The organism is Bradyrhizobium sp. Kon58 (assembly GCF_055807455.1).
Map to the genome: position 1 here is coordinate 125,990 of NZ_JBVVOT010000015.1, position 25,307 is coordinate 151,296.

27 protein-coding genes are annotated in these 25,307 nt (G+C 64.1%); 14 read left to right on the forward strand and 13 right to left on the reverse strand.

Annotated elements, in window-relative coordinates; all coding sequences use genetic code 11:
- Window positions 1-34 precede the first annotated feature (34 nt).
- Window positions 35-562, forward strand: a complete 528-nt coding sequence (locus AC0L20_RS23755; RefSeq protein ID WP_473292734.1) for a DUF3124 domain-containing protein — start codon at window positions 35-37, stop codon at window positions 560-562.
- Between the two features lie 65 nt (window positions 563-627).
- Window positions 628-1,860 (forward strand): aminotransferase-like domain-containing protein, encoded by a 1,233-nt coding sequence (locus tag AC0L20_RS23760; RefSeq protein ID WP_473292735.1) that lies wholly within the window; start codon window positions 628-630, stop codon window positions 1,858-1,860.
- A gap of 4 nt (window positions 1,861-1,864) precedes the next feature.
- Here AC0L20_RS23760 and AC0L20_RS23765 read toward each other — a convergent pair whose 3' ends face one another.
- Entirely contained in the window at window positions 1,865-2,137 is a 273-nt protein-coding gene (locus AC0L20_RS23765) for a helix-turn-helix domain-containing protein (protein WP_018456224.1), read from the reverse strand.
- A gap of 158 nt (window positions 2,138-2,295) precedes the next feature.
- Here AC0L20_RS23765 and AC0L20_RS23770 point away from each other — a divergent pair, with 158 nt between their 5' ends.
- Together AC0L20_RS23770 and AC0L20_RS23775 are read left to right on the forward strand one after the other, a co-directional pair.
- Window positions 2,296-2,748, forward strand: a complete 453-nt coding sequence (locus AC0L20_RS23770) for a hypothetical protein (protein ID WP_473292741.1) — start codon at window positions 2,296-2,298, stop codon at window positions 2,746-2,748.
- A 96-nt stretch (window positions 2,749-2,844) separates the two neighbouring features.
- Entirely contained in the window at window positions 2,845-3,072 is a 228-nt protein-coding gene (locus tag AC0L20_RS23775) for a hypothetical protein (protein WP_247466757.1), read from the forward strand.
- A gap of 68 nt (window positions 3,073-3,140) precedes the next feature.
- Here AC0L20_RS23775 and AC0L20_RS23780 read toward each other — a convergent pair whose 3' ends face one another.
- The 8 genes from AC0L20_RS23780 to AC0L20_RS23815 form a co-directional block, all read right to left on the reverse strand.
- Window positions 3,141-3,959 carry an aldo/keto reductase gene (locus AC0L20_RS23780; RefSeq protein ID WP_473292744.1) on the reverse strand — a complete coding sequence of 273 codons (819 nt, stop codon included), beginning with the start codon at window positions 3,957-3,959 and terminating at the stop codon, window positions 3,141-3,143.
- Window positions 3,960-4,106: 147 nt separating this feature from the next.
- A complete protein-coding gene (locus tag AC0L20_RS23785) occupies window positions 4,107-5,672 on the reverse strand; it encodes an alkaline phosphatase D family protein (RefSeq protein ID WP_473292746.1) in 1,566 nt (521 codons plus the stop codon).
- A 119-nt stretch (window positions 5,673-5,791) separates the two neighbouring features.
- Window positions 5,792-6,205 carry a hypothetical protein gene (locus tag AC0L20_RS23790; protein ID WP_473292855.1) on the reverse strand — a complete coding sequence of 138 codons (414 nt, stop codon included), beginning with the start codon at window positions 6,203-6,205 and terminating at the stop codon, window positions 5,792-5,794.
- Window positions 6,206-6,318: 113 nt separating this feature from the next.
- Window positions 6,319-7,320, reverse strand: a complete 1,002-nt coding sequence (locus AC0L20_RS23795; protein ID WP_473292749.1) for an NAD(P)H-dependent flavin oxidoreductase — start codon at window positions 7,318-7,320, stop codon at window positions 6,319-6,321.
- Window positions 7,321-7,413: 93 nt separating this feature from the next.
- Window positions 7,414-9,033 carry a DHA2 family efflux MFS transporter permease subunit gene (locus AC0L20_RS23800; protein WP_473292753.1) on the reverse strand — a complete coding sequence of 540 codons (1,620 nt, stop codon included), beginning with the start codon at window positions 9,031-9,033 and terminating at the stop codon, window positions 7,414-7,416.
- Window positions 9,030-10,184, reverse strand: coding sequence for an HlyD family secretion protein (locus tag AC0L20_RS23805; protein ID WP_456765497.1), 1,155 nt, complete (start codon window positions 10,182-10,184; stop codon window positions 9,030-9,032). Before AC0L20_RS23805 ends, AC0L20_RS23800 begins: the two co-directional genes overlap by 4 nt.
- A 200-nt stretch (window positions 10,185-10,384) precedes the next feature.
- Entirely contained in the window at window positions 10,385-10,543 is a 159-nt protein-coding gene (locus AC0L20_RS23810) for a hypothetical protein (RefSeq protein ID WP_007594751.1), read from the reverse strand.
- A gap of 24 nt (window positions 10,544-10,567) precedes the next feature.
- Window positions 10,568-10,942, reverse strand: a complete 375-nt coding sequence (locus tag AC0L20_RS23815) for a PRC-barrel domain-containing protein (RefSeq protein WP_456765499.1) — start codon at window positions 10,940-10,942, stop codon at window positions 10,568-10,570.
- A 156-nt stretch (window positions 10,943-11,098) separates the two neighbouring features.
- Here AC0L20_RS23815 and AC0L20_RS23820 point away from each other — a divergent pair, with 156 nt between their 5' ends.
- From AC0L20_RS23820 to AC0L20_RS23850, 7 genes are all read left to right on the forward strand, one after another.
- On the forward strand, window positions 11,099-12,886 hold the full coding sequence (locus tag AC0L20_RS23820; RefSeq protein WP_473292761.1) for a thiamine pyrophosphate-requiring protein: 1,788 nt from the start codon (window positions 11,099-11,101) through the stop codon (window positions 12,884-12,886).
- A gap of 8 nt (window positions 12,887-12,894) precedes the next feature.
- Window positions 12,895-13,122, forward strand: a complete 228-nt coding sequence (locus tag AC0L20_RS23825; protein WP_473292765.1) for a hypothetical protein — start codon at window positions 12,895-12,897, stop codon at window positions 13,120-13,122.
- Window positions 13,123-13,211: 89 nt separating this feature from the next.
- A complete protein-coding gene (locus AC0L20_RS23830) occupies window positions 13,212-13,763 on the forward strand; it encodes a DUF4142 domain-containing protein (RefSeq protein ID WP_085352563.1) in 552 nt (183 codons plus the stop codon).
- A gap of 206 nt (window positions 13,764-13,969) precedes the next feature.
- Entirely contained in the window at window positions 13,970-14,860 is an 891-nt protein-coding gene (locus AC0L20_RS23835) for an SDR family oxidoreductase (protein ID WP_473292769.1), read from the forward strand.
- Between the two features lie 110 nt (window positions 14,861-14,970).
- A complete protein-coding gene (locus AC0L20_RS23840) occupies window positions 14,971-15,555 on the forward strand; it encodes a phosphatase PAP2 family protein (protein WP_473292771.1) in 585 nt (194 codons plus the stop codon).
- Complete coding sequence (locus tag AC0L20_RS23845) at window positions 15,552-15,899, forward strand: DUF3147 family protein (RefSeq protein WP_456765503.1); 348 nt, start codon at window positions 15,552-15,554, stop codon at window positions 15,897-15,899. The genes AC0L20_RS23840 and AC0L20_RS23845 overlap by 4 nt, the downstream gene beginning before the upstream one ends.
- Window positions 15,899-16,387 (forward strand): DUF3147 family protein, encoded by a 489-nt coding sequence (locus AC0L20_RS23850; RefSeq protein WP_473292776.1) that lies wholly within the window; start codon window positions 15,899-15,901, stop codon window positions 16,385-16,387. Before AC0L20_RS23845 ends, AC0L20_RS23850 begins: the two co-directional genes overlap by 1 nt.
- Here the strand turns inward: AC0L20_RS23850 and AC0L20_RS23855 are convergent.
- A complete protein-coding gene (locus tag AC0L20_RS23855) occupies window positions 16,384-16,551 on the reverse strand; it encodes a hypothetical protein (protein ID WP_473292780.1) in 168 nt (55 codons plus the stop codon). The two genes, AC0L20_RS23850 and AC0L20_RS23855, sit on opposite strands and share 4 nt — an antisense overlap.
- A 175-nt stretch (window positions 16,552-16,726) precedes the next feature.
- On the opposite strand from AC0L20_RS23855, the gene AC0L20_RS23860 reads away from it, so the two are divergent.
- Entirely contained in the window at window positions 16,727-16,975 is a 249-nt protein-coding gene (locus AC0L20_RS23860; protein ID WP_456765506.1) for a hypothetical protein, read from the forward strand.
- A gap of 136 nt (window positions 16,976-17,111) precedes the next feature.
- Here the strand turns inward: AC0L20_RS23860 and AC0L20_RS23865 are convergent, their stop codons facing one another.
- Together AC0L20_RS23865 and AC0L20_RS23870 are read right to left on the reverse strand one after the other, a co-directional pair.
- The gene (locus tag AC0L20_RS23865; protein ID WP_007594775.1) at window positions 17,112-17,318 is read right to left on the reverse strand and encodes a hypothetical protein; all 207 of its coding nucleotides are present in this window, start codon (window positions 17,316-17,318) and stop codon (window positions 17,112-17,114) included.
- Window positions 17,319-17,636: 318 nt separating this feature from the next.
- Window positions 17,637-17,831, reverse strand: a complete 195-nt coding sequence (locus AC0L20_RS23870; RefSeq protein WP_027516515.1) for a hypothetical protein — start codon at window positions 17,829-17,831, stop codon at window positions 17,637-17,639.
- A gap of 96 nt (window positions 17,832-17,927) precedes the next feature.
- On the opposite strand from AC0L20_RS23870, the gene AC0L20_RS23875 reads away from it, so the two are divergent.
- Complete coding sequence (locus AC0L20_RS23875; RefSeq protein WP_473292785.1) at window positions 17,928-18,440, forward strand: DUF4142 domain-containing protein; 513 nt, start codon at window positions 17,928-17,930, stop codon at window positions 18,438-18,440.
- Between the two features lie 17 nt (window positions 18,441-18,457).
- Here the strand turns inward: AC0L20_RS23875 and AC0L20_RS23880 are convergent, their stop codons facing one another.
- Window positions 18,458-18,739 (reverse strand): hypothetical protein, encoded by a 282-nt coding sequence (locus AC0L20_RS23880; RefSeq protein WP_473292789.1) that lies wholly within the window; start codon window positions 18,737-18,739, stop codon window positions 18,458-18,460.
- A gap of 279 nt (window positions 18,740-19,018) precedes the next feature.
- On the opposite strand from AC0L20_RS23880, the gene AC0L20_RS23885 reads away from it, so the two are divergent.
- The gene (locus AC0L20_RS23885) at window positions 19,019-25,306 is read left to right on the forward strand and encodes a HAMP domain-containing protein (protein WP_473292791.1); all 6,288 of its coding nucleotides are present in this window, start codon (window positions 19,019-19,021) and stop codon (window positions 25,304-25,306) included.
- Window position 25,307: the final 1 nt, after the last annotated feature.

Genomic DNA, 25,307 nt, shown 5'->3' on the forward strand with positions numbered 1-25,307 from the left:
TCGAGTGCGGCGCGGCAAGCGAGCAATTCGTCACATGCGGATGGGGCTCGCCATTGCAATGCTGCTATGCCCCCTCGCCTCCTCAGTACCGGCAGCCGCTCAATCCAAGGTCAATATCGAACAAAGCTTTGCCGATTCCCTCACCACACTGCCAAAAGAAGAACTCGCCGTCTCCGGCGGGTTCTACGTGCCCGCCTACTCCAGCGTCGCGATGAGCCAGGGCAAGCTGCGCGTCGACTTCTCGGTGACCCTGAGCGTGCACAACGCCTCCGAGACGCAAGCGCTGGTGGTCAAACGCATCGCCTATTTCGACACCGCGGGCAAGCAGGTCGAGAGCTATCTGAAGGCGCCCGTCGCGTTGAAGCCCCTCGCCACCGTCTCGATCTTCATTCCGACCGACGACGTACGCGGCGGGACCGGAGCCAATTTCCTGGTCGATTGGGCCGCAACAAGCGAGATCGCCGAGCCTGCCGTCGAGGCCTTGATGGTTGGCGGCGTCGCCAATGCGCATTACGCTTTCATCAGCCAGGGCCGTCCGACCCGGACGGTCGGCAAGAAATAAGCAAGAAGCACGACTGACCGGCGCAAAGCCGGCAGCCTGACAAGAATAGAACGAGGAACGCTCCCATGACGTCCAGCTTCGATTTTGCGCCCCTGTTTCCCGCAGGGCTGCCGGCCCCCTCTGCGCGCTGGACGGGCCTCGCCAAATACAGTTTTGTCGGCGGCAATAACGACTCCGAGCAGCTGCCCCTCGATCAGCTGATCGAGGCGGCTAACCTGGCTCTGCAACGCGAAGGCCGCTCGCTTGCCACTTACGGGTTGGCACATGGTCCCCAGGGCTATCTGCCCTTGCGCGAATTCCTGGTGACGAAACTCAAGCGCGATGCCGGCATCAACTGCACGGTTGACGATCTCCTGATCGTGTCCGGCTCGCTGCAGGCGCTCGACCTCGTCAACGCCACGCTGCTGACGCGCGGCGATACCGTGATCTTCGAGCAGGATAGCTATCAGGGCTCGCTGACCCGTTTGGCACGGCTCGGGGTCAACGTGGTTGGCATTCCCCTCGACAAGGACGGCATGCGCATGGATGTGCTGGCCACGACGCTCGCCGAACTCAAGGGCCGCGGCATCCGGCCGAAATATATCTACACCATTCCCACCGTGCAGAACCCGACCGGCAGCATCATGCCGGAGGGCCGCCGCACCGAGCTGTTGCGGCTGTCTACAGAATACGGCGTGCCAATTTTCGAGGACGATTGCTATGCCGATCTGGTCTGGTCAGGGCAGCGGCCGCCGGCGATCCATGCGATGAGCCCGAACGGCGGCGTGATCCATATCGGCTCGTTCTCGAAGTCGATCGCGCCCGCGTTGCGCGTCGGCTTCATCGTCGCGCCATGGGATGTGATGTCGCGGATGCTGGCGCTGAAGACGGACGCCGGCTCCGGCGCACTGGAGCAGATGGTGCTCGCCGCCTATTGCAAGCCGCATTTCTCGACCCACGTGCCGGCGCTGACGAAGGCGCTGCGCACCAAGCTCGATACGCTGATGGAGGCTGTCAACGAGCAGTTCGGGACGGCAGCCGAGTTCGAGGAGCCCAAGGGCGGCATCTTCCTGTGGGTGAAGCTGCCCGATCAGGTGGATACGCTGAAGCTATATCAGGCCGCGCTTGCCGCCGGTGTATCGATCAATCCGGGGCCGGAATGGTCGACTGACAAGAACCATTCCAGATCGCGACTGCGGCTGTGCTTTGCGAGCCCCTCGCATCAGCAGATCCGCGAGGGCGTCGCCGTGCTGGCCGATATCTGCCGCAAGGAGTTCGGCGTGCCGGCCCGCAGCGCCAATGTGGAGAAGCGGGCCTGAACCTTCAGACGATCTGGGGCTGGCTGCCGTGGATCGCGGAGGCCAGCCGCAGCAGCAGGACGATCGAGACGTTGCCCTTGCCGGCCTCGATCTGGGCGATGTAGCGCTCGGAAATCCCGGAGCGGCGGGCCAGCTCCCGCCGCGACAGGACGCAGCGCATGCGCGAGGACTTCAAGCGGTCGCCCAGCTCGGCCAGAAATGCACTCTCGGAATAAGGCGGCACGGCACAGCTCCCCGGCAGCACCTCGCCTGCGAAATCCCTGACTTGATTCAGCATCGGTCTATCCAGTTTCGCCTTCGGGAACGCCATCCTACCGGGGAAACGGGCCGCCTCATTGACGCGGATCAAATTCGCGCGCGAATGGCGGTCAGCGTGGACGATTGCGCGCAGGATGCTACACTTCGGAATTATTCGGAGGTGGGGCTTTTCAGGACATGACGAGTTGTTTGAGCCGCTGGATCGCGGCAGCAGTGCTGTGGGTTGCGTTCACGCCCCCGGCCGGTGCCGAGTCGCTTGCGGCGACGGTCGAGCAATGGGGCCTGCTCGGCTCATGGGCGGTCGATTGCGCGGTCCGGCCCGACCGCGACAAGGGCGCGCTGTTGACCTACGAGATCCGGAAGGACGGAAGGGTGATGTACCGGCGCAATTTCGGCGAGGCCAAGGACGAAAACGAAGTGGTATCGGCGATGGTCAGCGCCGATGGCCTGCTCAATGTGATGGTGTACTTCCCCTTGCTGCAGCAGACGCGCGAGTTTGGCCTGCTCCTTTCGAAGCAAGGCAGCTTGCGCGCGATCTACAATCGCAGCGAGCGCGGCGAGTACACGATCAGGGACGGCAAATACGTCGCGACCGGCGCGCCAACACCTGCACAACAGCACTGCGATTAACCGACCTGAACAGGCGTTCAGAATTCTCCTGCGATTCCTCCGGAACGTTCCCGCGAATGCGCCGTTTAGATTTGCATTCCATTGGAGGAGGACATCATGAAGAAGATTGGTTATGTGCTTGCCGCTGTCGGCGCGCTCGCGGTTGCACTGCCGACGCTCGCCAGCGCGGAGACGGTGGTCATCAAGCGCGGAGGTCATCATCACGGCATGTACGGCGCCCGCGCCGAATACGGCATGCATCGCGATCACGGCTGGCATCGCGGCTGGCGCCATCGCGACCGCGTCGTCGTGATCAAGCGTGGTCACCGTCATCATTGGGACTAATGCGCAACGCAATATGGAAATGGCCCCTCACGGGGCCATTTCTTTGCGTGTACCAAACGCTGGCGCGGTCAGTCCCATGCCGGCGCGAAACCGGGATTGACGCAGCGCTTGTCCTTCGGCAGCGCGGCGATCCTGTTGCGGTCGGCATCGTCGAGCGTGATCTTCAGCGCGTCGAGATTGGCCTGCTGACTCTCTCGCCGCGAGGCTTTCGGGATCGCGGCGACACCGTCTTGGTCGAGCAGCCATTTCAGCGCGACCTGCGCGGCGGTCGCATTGTGCCTGGCGCCGATCTCGGCCAGCACCTCGTCTGACGCGATGCGTCCCTGCGCCAGCGGGCAATAGGCGACCAGCGGGATCGACTTGGCGTTGAGATAGGCCAGCACCTTCGATTGATCGAGCATGGCGTGGTATTCGATCTGATTGCATGCGATCGGCGCCTTGATGTCCTCGACCGCGATCTTGAGCAGCGCCGTGGTGAAATTGGCGACGCCGATCGCCCGCGTGCGCCCCTCCTCCTTCAGCTTCATCAAGGTCTCGAACACCGCGCCCCAGTTCGCCGCCTTGGAGGGCCAGTGCACGAGATAGAGATCGACATGGTCGAGCCTGAGCTTGGTCAGGCTGGTGTCGAAGGCGCGGCGGATGGCGTCGGGGCTGAGGTTCTCGTGCCAGACCTTTGTCGTGACGTGCAGCTCGCCCCGCGGCAGCCGGGCCGCGGCGAGCGCCGCGCCGATCGATTCTTCGTTGCCGTACATCTCGGCCGTATCGATATGGCGATAGCCGATCGACAGCGCACTCTCGACCGCCGCACGGCAGGCATCGCCCTGCATGCGAAAGGTCCCGAGGCCGAGCTTGGGCATGCTGATGCCCTGTGTCTTGAGATGGTCCATGAAAAGGCTCCTGACATCGTTCAGCCCGCCGGAGGCCAGCAGCGATGCTGCGTGAGCAGACTCTTTGGGGGTGGAAAAGAGGTGGCGGGAATGGACAGCATAGCGCGGCAGGCGCAATGCGGCCAATCAAGATCGGGTTAGCACCCCTCAGGAATGCTGCGCCACCACGGCTGGACGCGCCTGCGGCTGCGGCACGATATCGACCGACCAGAGGTCGCGGTTGTCGACGTCCTTCAGCGTCACGGTCATCACGCCGGTCCGGCCATCGATGTCGACCTTGCCGAAGAACTGCAGTCCGAAACAGGGCGCGAGGTTTTCGCCCTGCGCCTCGCTGCACCCGTTCTGGTACATCGCGACCGGACCAAAGGTATTGTCGAGCTCGCCCGGACTCCAGGTGCCGGCATGCAACGGTCCCGAGACGAACTCCCAGAACGGTTCGAACTCCTGGAATTGCGCCCTGTTCGGATCGTAATAATGCGCGGCGGTGTAATGCATGTCCGCGGTGAGCCAGACGATGTTGCGAATTCCGGCGCGCTTGATCGACGCGAGAAGATCGGCGATCTCGTGCTCACGCCGGTCGGGCGACCCATTCCCCAGTGCAACCGCATCGAGGCTGACCAGCCCGATCGGCAGGTCGGCCGCGATCACCTTCCAGGTCGCGCGCGAGGCGGCGAGCTCACGCTTCAGCCAGGCGAGCTGTTCGGCGCCCAGGATCCAGCCGCGGTGATCGTCGCCCTTGTTCCAGCTATCGTCGCGATAGCTGCGCATGTCGATCATGAAGACGTCGAGCAGCGGGCCATAGGCGATCTTGCGATAGACCCGCCCCTTTCGCGCGCCGATGTCGCGGATCGGCATGAAGTCGAAGAAGGCGCGGCGGGCGCGCGCCACCAGGCGCGGGGTGCCGTCATCCTCATGGCCGGCGGCGTCATAGCTGCCGGTCGGCGACCAATCGTTGGTGACCTCGTGGTCGTCCCATTGCGCGAACATCGGCACCTCGGCATGGAAGGCGCGGAAGTGCTCGTCGAGATGGTTGTATTTGTAGTTGCCGCGGAACTGCGCCAGCGTGTGCGCGACCTCGGATTTCTCCTCGGTCACGACATTGCGCCAGATCTCGCCGTTCGGCAGCTTCTGCTCGGAGGCAATCGTGCAATCGGCGTAGATGTGATCGCCGGAGTGGATGAAGAAGTCCGGACGATTGTCGAGCATGGTGCGATAGCTGCGATAGCCGCCGCGCGATGTGTCGATGCCCCAGCCCTGCCCCGCCGTATCGCCGGACCACAGGAACGAGATCGACCGGCCGGCGGCCGGCGCAGTGCGGAAATGGCCGATGCGGCTTTCGCCGGCGATGCCGGTCGCGATGTCGTCGAAGCGCACACGATAGAAGATGTCCTGCCCGGGCGGCAGATCGTTCAGCAGCAGCTTTGAGGTGAAGTCGGCATCGGGCGACGCATCGCGCGAAGCCGACGCGATGACGGTCTTGAAGCTTTCCACGGTCGAATAGTCGACCTGCATCCGCGCGGGCCGGTCGGCGCGCGCCCAGATCACGGCGGAGCCATCCGAGATGTCGCCGGACTGGATGCCGCCTGCGATCTGCGGACGATCCGCGGCGCGGCTGAGATGCGGCGTTGCGAGCGCGGCAACGGCGAGGCTCGAGGAGGAACGGACCAGGAATTGCCGCCGGGTCCAGGCGCGCGAGGCGCGGAGCGCTACCATTCAGGAAACCTTCGTCGACTAGCGACGGAAGGTGCCTGCGTCGTTTGACCCCCGGCTTACGGTTTCTTGACCGCGGGCCTACGGTTTTAGGACGTGCGGATGACGGCTCGAAGCTGAACCTAATGCTTCCAGTTGCAGATGCCGCCGCTGCGGCACGGCCAGGTCTGGATGCGGGTGTCCATCGCCTGCGCGTCGAGCGGATTGCCGTGGCGATGCGCGAGCTTGGTGCGTGCCGCGCCGCGTGGCTGCGCGGGCTTGGCGTGTGCAACCTTCGGCTCCGACACGCGCACGCGTTCGGCAGCGACCTTCTTCGGCACGTCGACCGGCTCGGCGCGCGCCTGCGCCTCGTTGCCACCGCGCGCTTCCAGCGCGACCGGCGCGAATTGGGTTTCGGGCCCGAGCCGCTTCGGCGATAACACCGCCTTCGAAAGATCGAGGCCGAGATATTCGTCGGGCTTGTAGTCGTCAGCGCGCGCGACGCCGCCCCATGCGAGCACGAGGGCAACGGCAATTGCAAAAGGAGCGCTCTTCATAATCACGGACGCCTCCTGAAATCGATTGTTAAGAGGTAATTTACCTCTATTTAGGAGGCGTCGCGCGCAATTCCAGCGGTCAACTGCCGCCGTGGTTAAGAAGTTTGGCGGTGTCAGGCGACCTTTCGCGGTGCACCCGTCCCTTCAAGAAACCCCATCAGACGGGTGCGGATGATGGTTTCCGCCTCAGCCATGATCCTGTCGACGAGTTCCTTGCAGGTCGGGATATCATGGATGAGGCCCGCGACCATGCCGCAGCTCCAGGCGCCCGCGTCCATCTGTCCGTCCAGCATGATCCTGGGATAGACGCCCGCGACCTGATCGTGGATGTCGTCGATCTTCAGCTTGTCGCCTTTCTCGCGTTCGATCTCGAGCAGGCGGTCGACATTGGCGTTCTTCAGCACGCGCTCGGTGTTGCGCAGGCTCCGCATGATCAGGCGGGTATCGAGCTCGGTCGCCGCGACCAGCGCGTTCTTGACGTGCTGATGCACCGGGGCTTCCTTGGTGGCGATGAAGCGCGTGCCCATGTTCATGCCGGCCGCCCCCAGCGACAGCGCCGCGACGAGGCTGCGGCCGTCGGCCATGCCGCCGGACGCGACGAACGGAATCTTCAATTCCTCAGCCGCGCGCGGCAGTAGAATCATGTTGGGAATGTCGTCCTCGCCGGGATGGCCGCCGCACTCAAAACCGTCGACGCTGACCGCGTCGCATCCAATGCGCTCGGCCTTCAGGGAGTGGCGCACCGACGTGCATTTGTGGATGACCTTGATCCCGGCGGCCTTCAGCGCGGGCATGTAGGCTTCCGGGCTGCGGCCGGCGGTCTCCACGGACTTGATGCCGCCTTCGACGATGGCGGCGATGTACTCCGGATAGGGCGGCGCGGCGAAGGTCGGCAGGAAGGTGAGGTTCACGCCGAACGGCTTGTCGGTCATGTCGCGACAACGTGCGATCTCTTTTGCCAGCAGCTCCGGCGTCTTCTGCGTGAGACCGGTGATGATGCCGAGCCCGCCGGCATTGGAGACGGCAGCCGCCAGCTCGGCAAAGCCGACGAAATGCATGCCGCCCTGGATGATGGGGTGCTCGATGCCGAACAGTTCGGTGATCGCGGTCTTCACTTAAATTACCTCCCGGGCTTTTGCTTGACGCTCGAGCCAGTCTAGCCGGACTTTTGCGCCGCGGTCACCCTTTCTCTCCGAGCGACCGTTGGCTCAATGCCCCCGCGCGGGAGCGCCCAGCTTGATCGGGCGCAGCACCGCGGCGGTCGGGATCATCAGCACCGCGATAATCGCGAGCGTCCAGAACACGTCGATATAAGCGAGCAAATCGACTTGGTGCTGCAAGGTGCGGCCGACCCAGGCGACCGCCTGCGAGGCCGCATCGCTGGCATTCGAGCCCTGAGCCTGGAAGAAGCGGGTCATGGTCTCGATGGTCTGCTGGTAGCCGAGATCCGATGGCGCGGCGTGCTCGATCAGGCGGCTCTGGTGGAATTGCTGGCGCTGCGCCAGAATTGTCTGCGCCAGCGCGACCCCCATGGAGCCGCCGATATTGCGGGCGACATTGATCAGCGCCGAGGCCTGATTGGTCTTGTCGGGCGGCACGCCGTCATAGGACGCGGTCGTGACCGGCAGGAACAGGAAAGGCAGACCGAGCGCGAGGAAGATGCGCGACATCGCGGCATAGCCGTAGGTGATGTCGCCGGTGAGGCCGGTGAGATGCCACATCGAGAACGCGACGATGGTGGCGCCGAGCATGATGAGGTATTTCGGCTGCACGCTGCTGACGAGACGGCCCACCACCGGCATCAGCACCAGGGTCGCGATTCCGCCCGGTGACAGTGCGAGACCCGCCAGCATCGCGGTGTAGTTCAAATCGCTCTGGAGCAATTGCGGCAAGAGCTGCGTCGTCGAGATCAGCACCGCGCCGGTCGCAAGCATGACCAGGAAGCAGGCGGCGAACTGGCGGCGGCCGAGCAGGCGGAGATCGACGATGGGATCCTCGCGCGTCAGCTCCCAAGGGATCAGCGCAAGCAGTGACACGGCCGAAAGCACCGCGAAAAACACGATCATGTTCGAGCCGAACCAGTCGCTGCGCTGGCCCTCGTCGAGCACGTATTCGAGCGAGCCGAGCCCGATCGCGACCAGCAGGAAGCCGACATAGTCGACCCGCAGGCCCTTGCTCAGCAGCTTCTCCCTCTCCTCCTCCGCGCCCGACGGCTCCTTGACCAGCGTGCCGACCAGGAACAGCGACAGCATTCCCATGGGGACGTTGATCAGGAACACCCAGTGCCAGGTATAGGTATCGGTGATCCAGCCGCCGAGCGTCGGACCGACCACGGGCGCGACCACGACGGCGACGCCATAGATCGCGAAGGCCTGGCCGCGCTTGTGCGGCGGGAAGGAGTCGGCGAGGATCGCCTGCTCGCTGGTCGCCATGCCGCCGCCGCCAAGGCCCTGCAGAATGCGGAACAGCACCAGCGCCTGCAAATTCCAGGCAAAGCCGCACAAAAGCGAGGAGACCGTGAAGATCGCAACGCAGATCATGTAGAAGCGCTTGCGGCCAATCACGGTCGACAGCCAGCCCGAGATCGACAGCACGATGGCGTTTGCGACGAGATAGCTGGTGATGACGTAGGTGCTCTCGTCGATGCCGACGGCAAGCCCACCGGCGATGTGGCGCAAGGCAACGTTGGCAATGGTGGTGTCGAGCACCTCCATGAAGGTCGCGATCGAGACGACGAATGCGATGAGGTAGGGATTATGACCGCCCGCCGCCGAGCGCTCCGGCGACCAGCCGCCCGCGGACGCGCCCCCTTGCGCCGTCTCGGTCATCGCACCCTGGTCCAGGGCACGACCGACATGCCGGGACCAACAGGCAAATCGGCCGGCCAGCTGTCGACCACGATCTTCACCGGCACGCGCTGCACCACCTTGACATAATTGCCAGTGGCATTCTCCGCCGGCAGCAGGCTGAACGCGGTGCCGGAGCCCGGCTGCACCGACTCGACATGACCGGTCAGCTTGCGCCCGGGATAGGCGTCGATGCGGATCTCGACAGGTTGTCCCGGCCGCATGTCGTTGAGCTGGGTCTCCTTGTAGTTGGCGACGATCCAGACCTCGTCGGGCACGAACATCATCAGGCTCTGGCCCGCGTTGACGAAGGTGCCCTTGGCGCCGCTGAGTTTGACGACGCGGCCGGACTGCGCCGCAACGACACTGGTGTATTGCAGGTTCAGCTTGGCCTGATCGAGCTGCGCCTGCGACTGCTCGAGCTGCGCCCGGGCGCCCTCAAGCTGCGCCTGCAGCGTCTTGATGCCGACTTGCGCGGCCGTCACAGCGGTCTTCGCGCGCTCGGTGTTGGCCTGCTGCGCCTGAAGATCGGAGCGGGTCTGCTGCTGGCGCTGCACGGTGCCGGCGCCCTTCTCGACCAGATCCTGGGCGCGCGCGAATTCTTCCTGCGAGAACTGAAGCTGGGCCTGGGCCTGTTCGAGCTGCGCCTCCGCCTGCTTGATCTGCTCCTGCTGCGAGACGATCTGCGCCTCGACATTGGCGATGTTCGCCCTGGCGACCGCGACCTGCGCATTGGCCTGATCGATGGCGATGCGATAGTCGCGCTCGTCGATCTTGGCGAGAAGGTCCCCGGCGTTGACATGCTGGTTGTCCGTGACCGGGATGTCGGTCACGTAGCCGCCGACCTTGGAGGCCACGGAAAAGCTGCGCGCGGCGACGAAGGCGTCGTCGGTGGATTCATAGTGGCGTACCTGGAGCCAGTAGAGCAGTCCGCCGATCAGGGCCGCGAGCAAGACGATCGTGGCAACGGTTGCCAGCAACCAATGCTCGCGAATCCGCTCTCGCAGCGACGGCGCCTTCGCCGGCTTCTGGTCCTCGGCGTCACGGGGCTGATCGGGAGAGGTCTTTGGAGCTTCCTTCGCCCTCTGCGGCTGCTCCGCGGACGGCCCACGCTCCCGGGTCTGAGCATCCACGGTGAACACCTTTCTCGGGGATCAAACTGACGGCAGAGCCGCCAAAAGCCGCTCACGCGCCGCGAGCCCAACTGCAACTCCTGATCATGGTTCCGCTTGTTGCGAGCACCATCGCGTTCGTGAACGCCCTGCCCAAAATAGAAGCGCGGCACAGTGGGTGCCGCGCTCGCCTCGACGTCTCATGGGAACGGCACCTCGTCTCAGTGCGTCTTCGTCGCGTGCCATTTCTCGAGATCTGGCTTCACCTCGTCCGATCCCTGCTCTTTTTCCGGAGTGCCCTTCCAGGGCTTGTCCGTCTGCTTGTGCGAACCCCAGTCGCTCTGCTGCCTGGGATCGTCGTTGGGCCGTTCCTTGCTCATCGGGCTTCCTTTCGGTGGAAACGCTTACGCGAAGGGGACGCCGTAATAGGAGTTGATGCCGCGAACCGCGGCGTCATCACCCCAGTTCCAATCACTCCGTTCGCCATATTTCGGCGCGCCTTCCAGTTCCTTGGTGGTGATGCCGGTGACATAACCGCCGAGCTCCGTGTCGTATTTCAGCGACTGCCACGGCAGCGGATAGTGGTCGTTGCCGAGGCCCAGAAATCCGCCGAAGCCGAGCACGGCGTAAGACACCTTGCCGCTGATCTTGTCGATCATCACGCGTTCGATCGAGCCGATTTTGTTGCGATCGGCGCCGTAGACCGATGTTCCCTCGACCTTGTCGCTGCCGATCAACCGACCCATTTCGTCCTGGTCCAGTTCGCCCTGATTCAACATCTCAATTCTCCTCTCAGCCAGTGTGGAGACAACCCGAAGAGGTGCGCGATCGTTCCGGCATGTTCCGTCAGACTTGAGGAACATCGCCGGAAACGGGCGGTTCTCTCAACTTCAAATCCCGGAACCCAAATACCGGAAAACGAAGGGCCGCCCTCGATGTCCCAGACCGTCTCCGACTTCATCGTTCAACGTCTGCATCAATGGGGCGTGCGCCACCTCTTTGGCTATCCCGGCGATGGCATCAACGGCGTATTCGGCGCCCTTCAGCGCGCTGAGGGCAAGATCGGCTTTGTCCAGGCGCGGCATGAGGAGATGGCCGCTTTCATGGCAAGTGCCTATGCGAAGTTCTCGGGCCAACTCGGGGTCTGTATCGCAACTTCGGGCCCCGGCGCCTCGCATCTGATCACCGGGCTCTACGATGCCCTGCTGGATCACCAGCCCGTGCTCGCGATCGTCGGTCAGCAGGCACGCAATGCACTGGGCGGTCATTATCAGCAGGAGCTCGATCTCGTCTCGATGTTCAAGGATGTGGCTGGCGCGTACGTCATGCAGGCCTCCTCGCCGGCGCAGATCCGGCATCTGATCGATCGATCGATCCGGATCGCGCTGGCCCGGCGGACGCCAACGGTGATCATCCTGCCCAACGATATCCAGGAGGAGCCCTACGAGGATCCGCCGCGCGCTCACGGCACCCTGCACTCCGGCGTCGGCTATAGCGCGCCAAGCATCAAGCCTCGTGACGCTGACCTCGACCGTGCCGCCGAGGTGCTCAACGCCGGCAAGAAGGTCGCGATGCTCGTCGGCGCCGGCGCGCTCCACGCCACCGAGGAGGTGATCGCGGTCGCCGACCGCTTGTCCGCCGGCTGCGCCAAGGCGCTGCTCGGCAAGGCGGTGCTCCCTGACGATCTGCCCTGGGTCACAGGCTCGATCGGCCTGCTCGGCACCGAACCGAGCTACAACATGATGATGGAATGCGACACGCTGCTGATGGTCGGCTCCGCCTTTCCATATTCCGAGTTCTTGCCGAAGGAAGGCGCGGCGCGCGGCGTGCAGATCGACATCGACGCCAGCATGATGTCGATCCGGTTTCCCATGGAGGTCGGCCTGGTCGGCGATGCCGCCGAGACGCTGCGCGCCCTGCTGCCGCGGCTCGCACCCAAGACCGACGGCGCCTGGCGCCAGGGAATCCAAGAGGACGTCGCAAAATGGTGGAAGACGCTCGATGATCGGGCACATCAGCCCGCAGCACCGGTCAATCCGCAGCTCGTCGCCTGGGAGCTGTCTCCGCGCCTGCCCGACCGCGCCATCATCACCAGCGATTCCGGTTCCTGCGCCAACTGGTTCGCGCGCGACCTGAAGATGCGCCGCGGCATGACGGCCTCACTCTCAGGCGGCCTTGCCTCGATGGGTGCCGCGGTGCCCTATGCACTCGCCGCGAAATACGCCCATTCCGACCGCCCGGTGATTGCCCTCGTCGGCGACGGCGCGATGCAGATGAACAACATGGCCGAACTGATCACCGCCGCGAAGTATTGGCGCGACTGGAAGGATCCGCGCTTCATCGTCTGCGTCTTCAACAACGAAGACCTCAACCAGGTGACGTGGGAGCAGCGCATCATCAACGGCGATCCGAAATTCGAGGCATCGCAGCGCATCCCGAACGTGTCCTATTCGCGCTTTGCCGAGCTGATCGGCCTCGCCGGCATCTATGTCGACAGCCCGCAGCTACTAGCCTCGGCTTGGGACCAGGCGCTGGCGAGCCAGATGCCGGTGGTGCTGGAGGTGAAGACCGACCCCGAAGTGCCGCCGCTGCCGCCGCACATCACCTTGCAGCAGGCCAAGAACTTCTCTCTTGCGCTGATGAAGGGCGATCCCAACGAGAGCGGAATGATCAAGGGGGCGGCGCGGCAGGTGTTGGAAAAGATCCTGCCTGGAAGTGAATGAGGTGAAGCATGAGCGATTTCCGCGATATCCAGCATGGCGTCAACGATCCCGTCGATGGCCTCGACGTGAAGCGGCAGATCAACGACCACCGGACGCCGCATGAACGGGCACAGCGCCATGCAGACGTGCGTGCCGAGGCCACCGCGACGCCGACCGAGCCGTTTCTGCCCGAACGGCTTCGCCGCAAGCCGACCGACCCGATCAACCCACGGAGCGGGCGGAGACCGACGGATTAGCCATTAGGAACTTCGGCCCCTGCAGCGTGTTGGTGGCCGCAACGTCGCGCGCGGCGAGAGGCCGCGCGTCCATTCGAAGGGATCGGACCATGAAACGAATGATTATCGCAGCTGCTTGCGTGCTGCTCGCAGGGCCCGCGCTCGCCCAGTCGCTCGGCGAGAAGACCGGCGTCAACTCGGCGCTCGGCGTCGCTCCTGCCACCGCCGACTTCGTCAAGGAAGTCGCCATCAGCGACATGTTCGAGATCGAATCGAGCAAGCTTGCCGAGCAGAAAGGCAACGCGCAGGAGAAGACCTTTGCGCAACAGATGGTGACTGACCACACCAAGACCAGCAGCGAACTCAAGGGCCTGGTCAGCGGCGGCAAGGTGCAGGCGACCCTGCCGACAGCACTCGACAGCTCGCATCAGAGCAAGCTCGACAAGCTCAAGAGCGCGAATGGCAAGGATTTCAGCTCGGATTACAATTCGTACCAGGTCAGCGCCCATGAGGACGCGGTCTCGCTGTTCGAGCGTTACGCCAAGGGCGGCGACAATTCCGACCTGAAGGATTGGGCCGGCAAGACGCTGCCGGCGCTCAAGCACCATCTCGACATGGCCAAGGAGCTCGGCAAGGCGCCGAGCGTCGGCCAGACCAAGTAAACATCTTCCGAGGACGCCGGCTTGCGGGCCGGCGTCCTCTCGTTTTGCAACGATGCCCCTCTCCGCGCATTGAGATCGAAATCGCGGAGATCGTCATGACACATCACGACAAGGCTTCAGTATCCCGCCGGCACGTCGTTCAGGCGGCGAGCGCAACGCTTGCTGCCGCTTCGCTGGCCTCTTCCACAGCGAAAGGAGACGCGTCTATGGCTGAGCAGAAACTCGTCGATCCCGTCAGCCGCTTTCCAAAGCCGCCGTTCAAGAAGCAGTCGCAGCCCTGGCCTGGCCTCGCCGGCAAGATGGAGCCGCCCCCGGATCACGGCGAGACCAGCTACAAGGGCTCCGGCCGGCTCGCCGGCCGCAAGGCGCTGATCACCGGCGGCGATTCCGGCATGGGCCGCGCCGCTGCGATCGCTTATGCACGCGAAGGCGCTGACGTCGCCATCAACTATCTACCGGCGGAAGAGCCGGATGCGCAGGACGTCATCGCGCTGATCAAGAAGGAAGGGCGTATCGGGCTCGCGATTCCCGGCGACCTCAAGGATGAGGCTTTCTGCAAGAAGCTGGTCGAGCAGGCCGTCCAAGGTCTCGGCGGACTCGACATCGTTGTCTGCAACGCGGCGCGGCAGCAGACACGTGCGTCCATTCTCGATGTCTCCTCGGAAGATTTCGATGCGACCATGAAGACCAACATCTATGCGCCGTTCTGGATCATCAAGGCGGCACTGCCGCATTTGAAGCCCGGCTCGTCCATCATCGGCACGACCTCGGAGCAGGCGTACGATCCCTCCCCCGATCTCTACGATTATGCGCAGACCAAGGCGGCGACGATGAATTACGTGAAGTCGCTGGCGAAGCAGCTCGCCTCCAAGGGCATTCGCGTCAATGGCGTCGCCCCGGGACCGATCTGGACGCCACTCCAGGTCTCCGGCGGCGCCACGATGGAGAAGCTCGAAAAATTCGGCGGCATGACGCCACTCGGCCGTCCCGGGCAGCCCGCCGAACTGGCCTCCATTTACGTGCAGCTTGCCGCAGCCGACGCGAGCTATGCGACCGGCCAGGTCTATGGGTCCGCTGGTGGGTCGGGACAGCCGTAGTCACGCGAGTTGGTCTTGGCTGCAGGCTGATGTCTCGAGGCAGAGCCAGGAACCTTCTTTGTCTCCAGGCTTTACAAAACTGTCACAAAGGACATTACGCTTGCAGACAGATGGCATTGGTAGAGGTCAAACCCAGCCGGATCGATACCGCGATCGCGGATACGATTGCTGATCACACCAATTCAGGCGTCGAGCACACGGCGCAGACGTTAACCTGGGCCGCCGACGAGCACGTGCTGCTCGCGCTGGCCGCAATAGGCTGGCTTTATACTCACATTCGGCAGCCGCAACAGCGGCCCGTGGCAAATCACATTCTGGCCGTGTCGCTGGCGACGGCCGTCCTGCCGCATGTCCTGAAATCCGTGTTCGATCAGACCAGGCCAGACCGACTGACCATCCGCGGACACGGGCATGGAGTACCCATCTCAGGACAGGCGCGCGACGCCTTCCCGTCCGGTCACGCGGTCCATATGGGCGCCCTTGCCTCGGCGGCGGGCTTGCTGCCGAAGACGCCGCGCCGATTGCTGCGCACGGTTGCGATCGCGCTATCGCTGACACGGATCGCGGTGCTCGCGCATTGGGCAAGCGACGTGATCGCAGGCTTTGCGCTTGGCGCGGCCGTAGAGAGACTTTTGCGGCCATGGACACTGACGCAATCGTTCCGCAAGCAAGTCGATCGGCGGGAAAAGCCGTGACCGAATATGTCGTGCGCTTCATCGCCGGTGGCATCATCGTCTCCGCTTTTGCGATCCTGGGCGATATGCTCAAACCCAAAAGCTTTGCGGGATTGCTCGGCGCAGCACCGTCGGTCGCACTGGCGACGCTCGGCATCGCCGTCGTCCAGCACGGCCCGCAATATGCCGCGGCCGAAAGCTGGACCATGATCTACGGCGCGGTCGCGCTCGGCTGCTACAGCGTCGTCGTCTGCCATCTGCTGATCAGATACCGTCTGTCCGCGCTGCCCGCGACCGTCCTCGCTGTTATCGTGTGGCTTGCGGTCGCCTTCGGCCTGCTCGCCGGCTTCGGAGGTGCGGCCTGATGCCCGTCAAGCTGTCGCTCTCCGCGCTGAAGCAGACACGCTGGTACGAATACGGCATTCGTTTCCTGCTCGGTGGCTTGGCGACCGTGCTCACGGGGGTTCTGGGTGCGCGCTTCGGTGTGTCCGTCGGCGGACTTTTCCTTGCGCTTCCCGCTATCTTCTGCGCCAGCGCAACGCTGGTCGAAAGCCATGAACGCCGCACCAAGGAGAAGGCCGGCCTCAGCGGCACGCGCCGCGGGCAAGAGGCCGCCGCGCTCGACGCGGCTGGCGCCGCCTGGGGAAGCATCGGTCTCCTGGCATTCGCCGCCGTCTTTCATTTCACCGTGGCCGCGAGCGTTCCGGGCGCTTTCGCTGCCGCGTTGATAGCCTGGGCCGTCGTTTCGGTCTTGGCCTGGTGGCTCAGGCGCAAGCTGCGCATCGTCTCCCGCAAGCCGCACCGGTCAGCCCATTCGCTATCAGCAAAGGGCTCTCCCCTTACGAAGCGCTAGCCCGCTTTGGCATGCGTTGACGGCTGCAAACTCGGCGGTTGAAGGCCCGGACTGTTGGCCCAGCGCTCGACCTGCTCGATGACCTTCTGGTGGCTGGGGCGCACCGGCTTGGGTGCTGCGCTCTCTTCGACATGTTTGCGGGGCAATCTGACTTCGTTCGTCATGACGTCTCTCCCATTTGCCGGGAGCATACACCTGCCCAGGGGCCTTTGCATCATGTAAGTTATTGATTTTACTATATTATTTTACTAACTTGGCGCCATAGCCGCATCCTATGGAACCGCGGTGGAATGAGTTCGTTGAGTAAACTACTCAACTTGCTCATTTGGATGATTGATCATGAACGACCTTCGCGCCGAGCGGCTCCAGGTCATGCTGTCACCGGAAGAACTGGCCGCGGTCGACGACTTCCGGTTCAAACATCGCATGCCGACGCGAGCCGCGGCTGTGCGCGAGCTCCTCAAGCTCGGACTGGCCACCGCCGCTGTCGATGCAGGGCCTAATGTCAAATCGAGCCGGTTCGGAGTTTTCGGCCGCGGCCCGGATGGCCACACGCAACCCCATCCGCAGGGCGATGCCGAGGATTAGTCCAGCCTGATGCTCAAGCAAACGGCCCCGGCACGGGTGCCGGGGCCGTCCTTGGAGATTACTTCCGGATCACCGGGGGCATGACAACCGGAAGCAATCCCTCGACTCTTTACGTGCGAATTCGTTCCTGATGGAATTAGCCGCTCGGCGCGTCGCCGGAATCATCCGGCGCCATGCCGGAGCCGGGCGTCTTGCTGTTGTCATTCAGCTTGGGATCGCGCGTGGCCTCGCGAGAGGGCGAGCCCTTTGGCTCCGACTTGTGCACGGTCTGCGCACGCTGCTTGTCCCGCGGCTGCTGTTCACCGCGCTGATCTCTGATGATGCCTTGGTCGGAATGGGCCATGATAGCTCTCGCCTCGTTGCTGTCTCGAAGCGCCTACGCGCCGGAGCGTCGAAGGTTCCGGACGCGCGAGACGAGACTGCGGCTAGCTGTGCGCCGAGTGCACCGGGGCCGATGCATTTTCATGATGCACCTGCCGTACCGTCGTCACGGTGGCGAACGCGACCGACACCCCAAAGGCGAGAATGAGCGAGAGAAGAGCCAGACGTGGAGCCATTGCAAAAACCTCCCGGAATAGGAAATCAACGCGATCGACTGTTACGAATGATCCTGCTTGCCGTCCGTGAGCAGTCTCACACGCAGATCCACGAAACGAGAGCGTTACGCATCCTGCTTTTGACGGATGCGGGCTGGAACAGGCGGCACCTCGCCGTCGAGCCAATCCTGCTCGTTGGCGAGTGCCGTCCACGCGTTCGCCATGCGCAGAAAACGATTGTGTGACGGCTGTCCTTCGGCGCGCTCAGCGAGCTGGAGGCAGTTGTCGGCGTTATCCCTGAAGATCTCGGACTGTTTCATCAACATGAATTGGGGACGGAACCGTCGCGTCGCAACCGCCCTTACCGGATCGTAACATCTGCGGAACTTTCGACTGGCGTCCGCCATTGGATATCCATGCGGATTCTTCTCGCGATGGTTTTGGCATTCATCAGCACGGCCGCGCTTGCCGACAGCACCGGGGAGCGAAGGCCGGCTGGCCGCACGCCGACCGCAACCGAGACCATCAGCGATCTCTACAGCTTCAGTCGCTTCCAGCAGGGTCTGCTGGAGAGCACCGACCTGAAGGGCAATGCCGAAGTCAAGAACCTCGCCGCCCTGCGCGCCGAAGAAGCGGCCCGGCGCGACAAGGCTCTGAAGCCAATTCAGGAAGCGATCGGCACCGAACCGCGCGTCACCAAGACGACCCCGGCGAGCGCGAGCCTGGTCGAGCCCGAAACTTCGGACGGACCGACTTTCGTCAGAAGCTTCTATGCCGCGCAGATTCCCGAGTATGAATCGGTGATCGATCTACTCGAGCGCTATCTGAAGGCGCCCGATAATGCCGCACTTGCAGCCTTCGCGCGCGAGCAGCTCCCGATGTTGCGCTCGCAGGTCAAGGACGCCGAGCGCACCATGGCGGACAAATAGGGCTGCCAAGTAGCCCCTTACTTTTGCCGGCTCTCCGGCCGCGCGCTGCGGTTGCCCTCCAGCATCTTGTCTCGGCCGGCATCCCCATTGTCATCCTTGCCGCCCGAACTCGACGTGCCGCTACCGCTGGGATTGGACCGGGTTGACGTACCCGTGGTTGGTGTGTCCGCGCGTGGGGTGGCGGAGCTTGCGGCGGGATCGCCGGTGACGGCCCCGCGACCGCTGGGGGTCCCGCCCTGCGCGAACGCCGATCCCGCCAACAACATCACGGTCCCGATGACGGCAAATCCTGCTTTCATGTGCGCTCTCCCTGCATCTGCGGGCTAACGGCACGCCCGGCGCTCCGTTCCGGAAGGCAGATGACCAAGTCGCTGAAACGAACCGATCTGCCGACCTGGAAATATTGGAACCGGATGGAACCATTCTGGGGGATGGCACTTAGGTTAATCGGGCTGAGCAAAGCAGGTTCCACTTTCGGGCGCCGTGACGTTGGCGCTTGATTTCGAATTTGGCTGACGCTCTATTTTGATAATCCGCGTCTTGCCTGGGAATCGGCCGACGCCTGCGGGGGACAAATTATGAGCGACCTCGATCCCGGATCTGCATCACGTTCCGGTCGTCGCGTTCCAAAGCCAAAAACCAACGGCATGTCGGAGCCCGATTCCCGGGCAGAATTGCTGCTGGCCCTGCAGGCCATGCGCAACGGCGATTTCTCCGTGCGCATGAGCGGCGACTATCTCGGCATCGACGGCAAGCTCGCCGACACCTTCAATGACATCATCGCCGCCAATCAGCGCATGGCGCAGCAGCTCGAGCTGGTCGGCCAGGTCGTGGGCCGCGAGGGCAAGACGCGCCAGCGCGTGAAGTTTGGGCTGGCCTCCGGCTCCTGGGCCGACATGGAAGGCTCGGTCAATACGCTGATCGACGATTTGCTGTGGCCGACGCGCGAGGTGACGCGCGCGGTCGCAGCCGTGGCGCAGGGCGACCTGCTCCAGACCGTCAAGCTCGACGTCGATGGCCGACCCCTGCGCGGCGAATTCCTGCAGTCGGCGACCATCGTCAACACCATGATCAAGCAGCTCGGCGTGTTCACCTCCGAGGTGACGCGCGTGGCGCGCGAGGTCGGCACCGAGGGCAAGCTCGGCGGCCAGGCCCAGGTGCCAGAAGTGACCGGCGTCTGGAAGGATCTGACCGAGAGCGTCAACTCGATGGCGAACAACCTGACCAACCAGGTTCGCAACATCGCCGAGGTGACGATCGCAGTTGCGAACGGCGACCTCTCGAAGAAGATCACGGTCGACGTCCGCGGCGAGATCCTACAGCTCAAGGAAGCCATCAACACGATGGTGGACCAGCTCCGTTCCTTTGCCTCGGAAGTGACGCGCGTGGCGCGCGAGGTCGGCACCGACGGCAAGCTTGGCGGCCAGGCCATCGTGCCCGGCGTCGCCGGTACCTGGAAAGATCTCACCGATAGCGTCAACGCGATGTGCGGCAACCTCACCGCGCAGGTGCGCAACATCGCCAACGTCACCACCGCCGTGGCGCGCGGCGACCTCTCGCGCAAGATCACGGTGGACGTACGAGGCGAAATCCTGGAGCTGAAGGACACCATCAACACCATGGTGGACCAGCTCAACTCGTTCGCCTCAGAAGTGACGCGCGTGGCGCGCGAGGTCGGCACCGAAGGCAAGCTCGGCGGCCAGGCCCAGGTGCCGGGCGTCGCCGGTACCTGGAAGGACCTCACCGACAACGTCAACTTCATGGCGTCGAACCTCACCGCGCAGGTCCGCAACATCGCCGATGTCGCCACCGCCATCGCGAGCGGCGACCTCTCGAAGAAGATCACGGTGAACGTCTCGGGCGAAATCCTTCAGTTGAAGGAAACGCTCAACACCATGGTCGACCAGCTCAACGCCTTCGCCGGCGAAGTCACGCGCGTCGCGCGCGAGGTCGGCACCGAGGGCCGGCTCGGCGGTCAGGCCAACGTGCTCGGCGTCGCCGGCACCTGGAAGGACTTGACCGAGAGCGTCAACTCGATGGCCTCGAACCTCACCGCGCAGGTCCGCAACATCGCCGAGGTGACGACCGCGGTCGCGGGCGGCGATTTGTCGAAAAAGATCACCGTCGATGTCCGCGGCGAAATCCTGGAGCTGAAAGACACCATCAACACCATGGTGGACCAGCTCAACGCCTTTGCCGGCGAAGTCACGCGCGTCGCCCGCGAGGTCGGCACCGAAGGCAAGCTCGGCGGCCAGGCCCAGGTGCGCGGCGTCGCAGGCACCTGGAAGGATCTCACCGACAGCGTCAACTCGATGGCCTCGAACCTGACCGGCCAGGTCCGCAACATCGCCGAAGTCGCGACCGCGGTCGCCAAGGGCGATTTATCCAAGAAGATCACCGTCAACGTGTCAGGCGAAATCCTTCAGCTGAAGGAAACGCTCAACACCATGGTGGACCAGCTCAACGCCTTCGCCGGCGAAGTCACGCGCGTCGCGCGCGAAGTCGGCACCGAAGGCAAGCTCGGCGGCCAGGCCGAAGTCCCCGGCGTCGCCGGCACCTGGAAGGACCTCACCGACAGCGTCAACTCGATGGCGGGCAACCTCACCGCCCAGGTCCGCAACATCGCCGAAGTCGCGACTGCGATCGCCGGTGGCGACTTGTCGCGCAAGATCACCGTGGACGTGCGCGGCGAGATCCTTCAGCTCAAGGACACGTTGAACACGATGGTCGACCAGCTCAACCGCTTCGCGGGCGAGGTGACGCGCGTCGCGCGCGAGGTCGGCACCGAAGGTCGGCTCGGCGGTCAGGCCAACGTGCCCGGCGTCGCCGGCACCTGGAAAGACCTCACCGACAGCGTGAACTCGATGGCGGGCAACCTCACCGCCCAGGTCCGCAACATCGCCGAAGTCACGACTGCCGTGGCGCGCGGCGACCTCTCGCGCAAGATCACGGTCGACGTCCGTGGTGAGATTTTGGAGCTGAAGAACACCATCAACACCATGGTGGACCAGCTCAACGGCTTTGCCGGTGAAGTCACGCGCGTCGCGCGCGAGGTCGGCACGGAAGGCAAGCTCGGCGGCCAGGCCGAGGTGCCCGGCGTTGCCGGCACCTGGAAGGATCTCACCGACAACGTCAACTTCATGGCCTCGAACCTCACCGCACAGGTCCGCAACATCGCCGAGGTCGCGACCGCGATCGCCGGCGGCGACCTGTCGAAGAAGATCACGGTGGACGTGCGCGGCGAAATTCTGCTGCTCAAGGACACCTTGAACACCATGGTCGAGCAGCTCCGCTCCTTCGCCGCGGAAGTGACGCGCGTCGCGCGCGAGGTCGGCACCGAGGGCCGGCTCGGCGGCCAGGCCGTCGTACCCGGCGTCGGCGGCACCTGGAAGGACCTCACCGATAACGTCAACCTGCTGGCCGCGAACCTCACCACCCAGGTCCGCAACATCGCCGAAGTCACCACGGCCGTCGCGCGCGGCGACCTGTCGCGCAAGATCACCGTCGACGTGAAGGGCGAAATCCTCGAGCTCAAAAACACCATCAACACCATGGTGGATCAGCTCAATGCGTTCGCCGGCGAAGTCACGCGCGTTGCCCGCGAGGTCGGCACCGAAGGCGAACTCGGCGGCCAGGCCCAGGTGCCCGGCGTCGCCGGCACCTGGAAGGATCTCACCGACACCGTCAACTTCATGGCGGCGAACCTGACCGAGCAGGTCCGCGGCATCGTCAAGGTGGTGACCGCGGTCGCCAACGGCGATCTGAAGCAGAACCTCACCGTGAAATCAAAGGGCGAGGTCGCGGCGCTCGCCGACACCATCAACAACATGACCGAGACGCTCGCGACCTTCGCCGACCAGGTGACGTCGGTGGCGCGCGAGGTCGGCGTCGAGGGCCGGCTCGGTGGTCAGGCCGACGTGCCCGGCGCCGCGGGCACCTGGAAGGATCTCACCGGCAACGTCAATCTCCTGGCGGCCAACCTCACCTCGCAGGTGCGTGCGATCGCGGAAGTGGCGACCGCCGTGACCAAGGGCGACCTGACGCGGTCGATCCAGGTCGACGCCCGTGGCGAGGTCGCGGAGCTGAAAGACAACATCAACACGATGATCACGAACCTCCGTCTCACGACGGACGTGAACACCGAGCAGGACTGGCTGAAGACCAATCTGGCGAAATTCACCAACATGCTTCAGGGCCAGCGCGACCTCACCACCGTCGGTCGCCTGCTGCTGACCGAATTGTCGCCGCTGGTGAACGCGCATACCGGCGTGATCTATCAGGTCGAGAACGAAGACAGTCCGCGGCTCCTGCTGCTTGCCTCGTATGCCGGCGACGGCGTCTATCCGTATCCGCGCGTGCTGCCATTCGGCGACGGCCTGATCGGCCAATGCGCGCTCGACCGGCGCCCGCGCGTGATTGCGGACATTCCGCCCGACGTGGTGCCGATCAATTCGGCGCTGCTTCGCGTCGCGCCGAAGAACCTCGTGGTGCTGCCGGTGCTGTTCGAAGGCCAGGTCAAGGCGGTCATCGAGCTCGCCTCGCTCACTTCGTTCACGACCTCGCAGATGACCTTCCTGGAGCAGCTCACGGACTCGATCGGCATCGTGCTCAACTCGATCGAGGCGACGATGCAGACCGAAGGCCTGCTGAAGCAGTCGCAGCAGCTCGCCGGCGAGCTCCAGACCCAGCAGCGCGAACTGCAGCAAACCAACGACCAACTCGAACAGAAGGCGCAGCAGCTCGCCGAGCGCAACGTCGAAGTCGAACGCAAGAACCAGGAGATCGAGCAGGCCCGCCGCGCACTGGAGGAAAAGGCGACCGAGCTCGCGCTGACCTCGAAGTACAAGTCCGAATTCCTGGCCAATATGAGCCACGAGCTGCGCACGCCGCTGAACTCGATCCTGATCCTCGGCCAGCAGCTCACCGACAATCCGGACGGCAATCTTACCGGCAAGCAGGTCGAATTCGCCCGCACCATCCATGGCGCCGGCACCGACCTGCTCAATCTCATCAGCGACATTCTCGATCTCTCCAAGATCGAGTCCGGTACGGTGACGGTCGACGCCGAGGAAATCCTGACTGCGAACCTGCTCGAAACGGTCGGGCGGCCGTTCCGTCACGAGGCGGAGAACCGCAACCTTTCGTTCAAGATCGACGTCGATCCGAATCTCGCGCGCAGCCTCGTCACCGACTCCAAGCGCCTGCAGCAGGTTTTGAAGAACCTGCTCTCCAACGCCTTCAAGTTCACCGCCGAGGGCGAGGTCCGCCTGAAGGTCGCCGCCGCGGTCGGCGGCTGGAGCACGGACCATCCCGTGCTGAACTCGGCACCGGCGGTGATCGCATTCGAAGTGTCCGATACCGGCATCGGCATTCCCCTGGAGAAGCAGAAGCTGATCTTCGAGGCGTTCCAGCAAGCGGATGCCGGCACCAGCCGCAAATATGGCGGCACCGGCCTCGGCCTTGCGATCAGTCGCGAGCTCGCAAGCCTGCTCGGCGGCGAGATCCACCTGCGCAGCTTGCCGGGCAAGGGCTCGTGCTTCACGCTTTACCTGCCGCTGAAATATTCCGGCCCGACGCTCGCGCCCCGCGCGGCGCCCCAACACAGCCAGCCGCCGGCGCTGCAGCCCGCGACAGCCGAACCGCAGCGCGTGATCGAGCAGCTTCCCGACGACCGGCTCAACCTCGAACCCGGCGACAGCATCCTCCTGATCGTCGAGGACGACCCGCACTACGCCCGCGTGCTGGTCGACCTCGCCCGCGACAAGGGCTTCAAGGTGCTGGTTGCCGCCCGCGGCGCGGAGGCGCTGGAGCTTGCCAAGCAGTACCAGCCGAGGGCCGTCTCGCTCGACGTATTCCTGCCGGATATGCTCGGCTGGACCGTGCTGAGCCAGCTCAAGCACAATCCGCTGACCCGCCACATCCCCGTGCAGATCATCACGCTCGACGAGGACCGCCAGCATGCGCTGGCGCGCGGTGCGTTCTCCTTCGTCAACAAGCCGACGACGACCGAGGGCGTCTCGGCCGCGCTGACGCAGATCAAGGAATATGCGCGGCCACGGCGCAAGCGGCTGCTGATCGTCGAGGACAACGAGGCCGAGCAGCTCTCGATCCGTGAGCTCCTGCACCACGACGACATCGAGATCGTGACGACCGGCACCGGTGCCGACGCGCTCTCGATGCTGCGTGAGAACCCCTGTGATTGCGTCGTGCTCGACCTGCGCCTGCCCGACATGACCGGCTTCGAGGTGCTGGACCAGATTCGGAACGACGACGCGCTATCGAATGTCCCGGTCGTCGTCTTCACAGGCCGCGAGCTGTCGGCCGAGGAAGATGCGGAACTCCACACCATGGCGCGGAGCATCGTGGTCAAGGGTGTGGAATCGCCGGAGCGTCTGCTTGACGAGACCGCGCTGTTCCTGCACCGCGTGATCACGGAACTGCCGGTCGAGAAGCAGCGCATGCTCGAGAAGCTGAACAGTTCCGACGAGGACCTGATCGGCAAGACCGCCCTGCTCGTCGACGACGACGCCCGCAACATCTTCGCGCTGTCGAGCGTGCTGGAGCGGCGCGGCATGAAGGTGCTGACGGCCACGACCGGCAACGAGGCGGTGGCCCTGGTTGAATCCAATCCGGAGATCGCCATCGTGCTGATGGACATCATGATGCCGCAGATGGATGGCTACCAGACCATCGGCGTCATTCGTGAAAATCCGACCTTCGCCCGTCTTCCGATCATCGCGTTGACGGCCAAGGCCATGAAGGGCGACCGCGAGAAATGCCTCGAGGCCGGCGCGTCCGACTATCTCGCCAAACCCGTCAACACCGATCAATTGCTGCTTGCAATCCGCATGTGGCTGCACCGCTGAG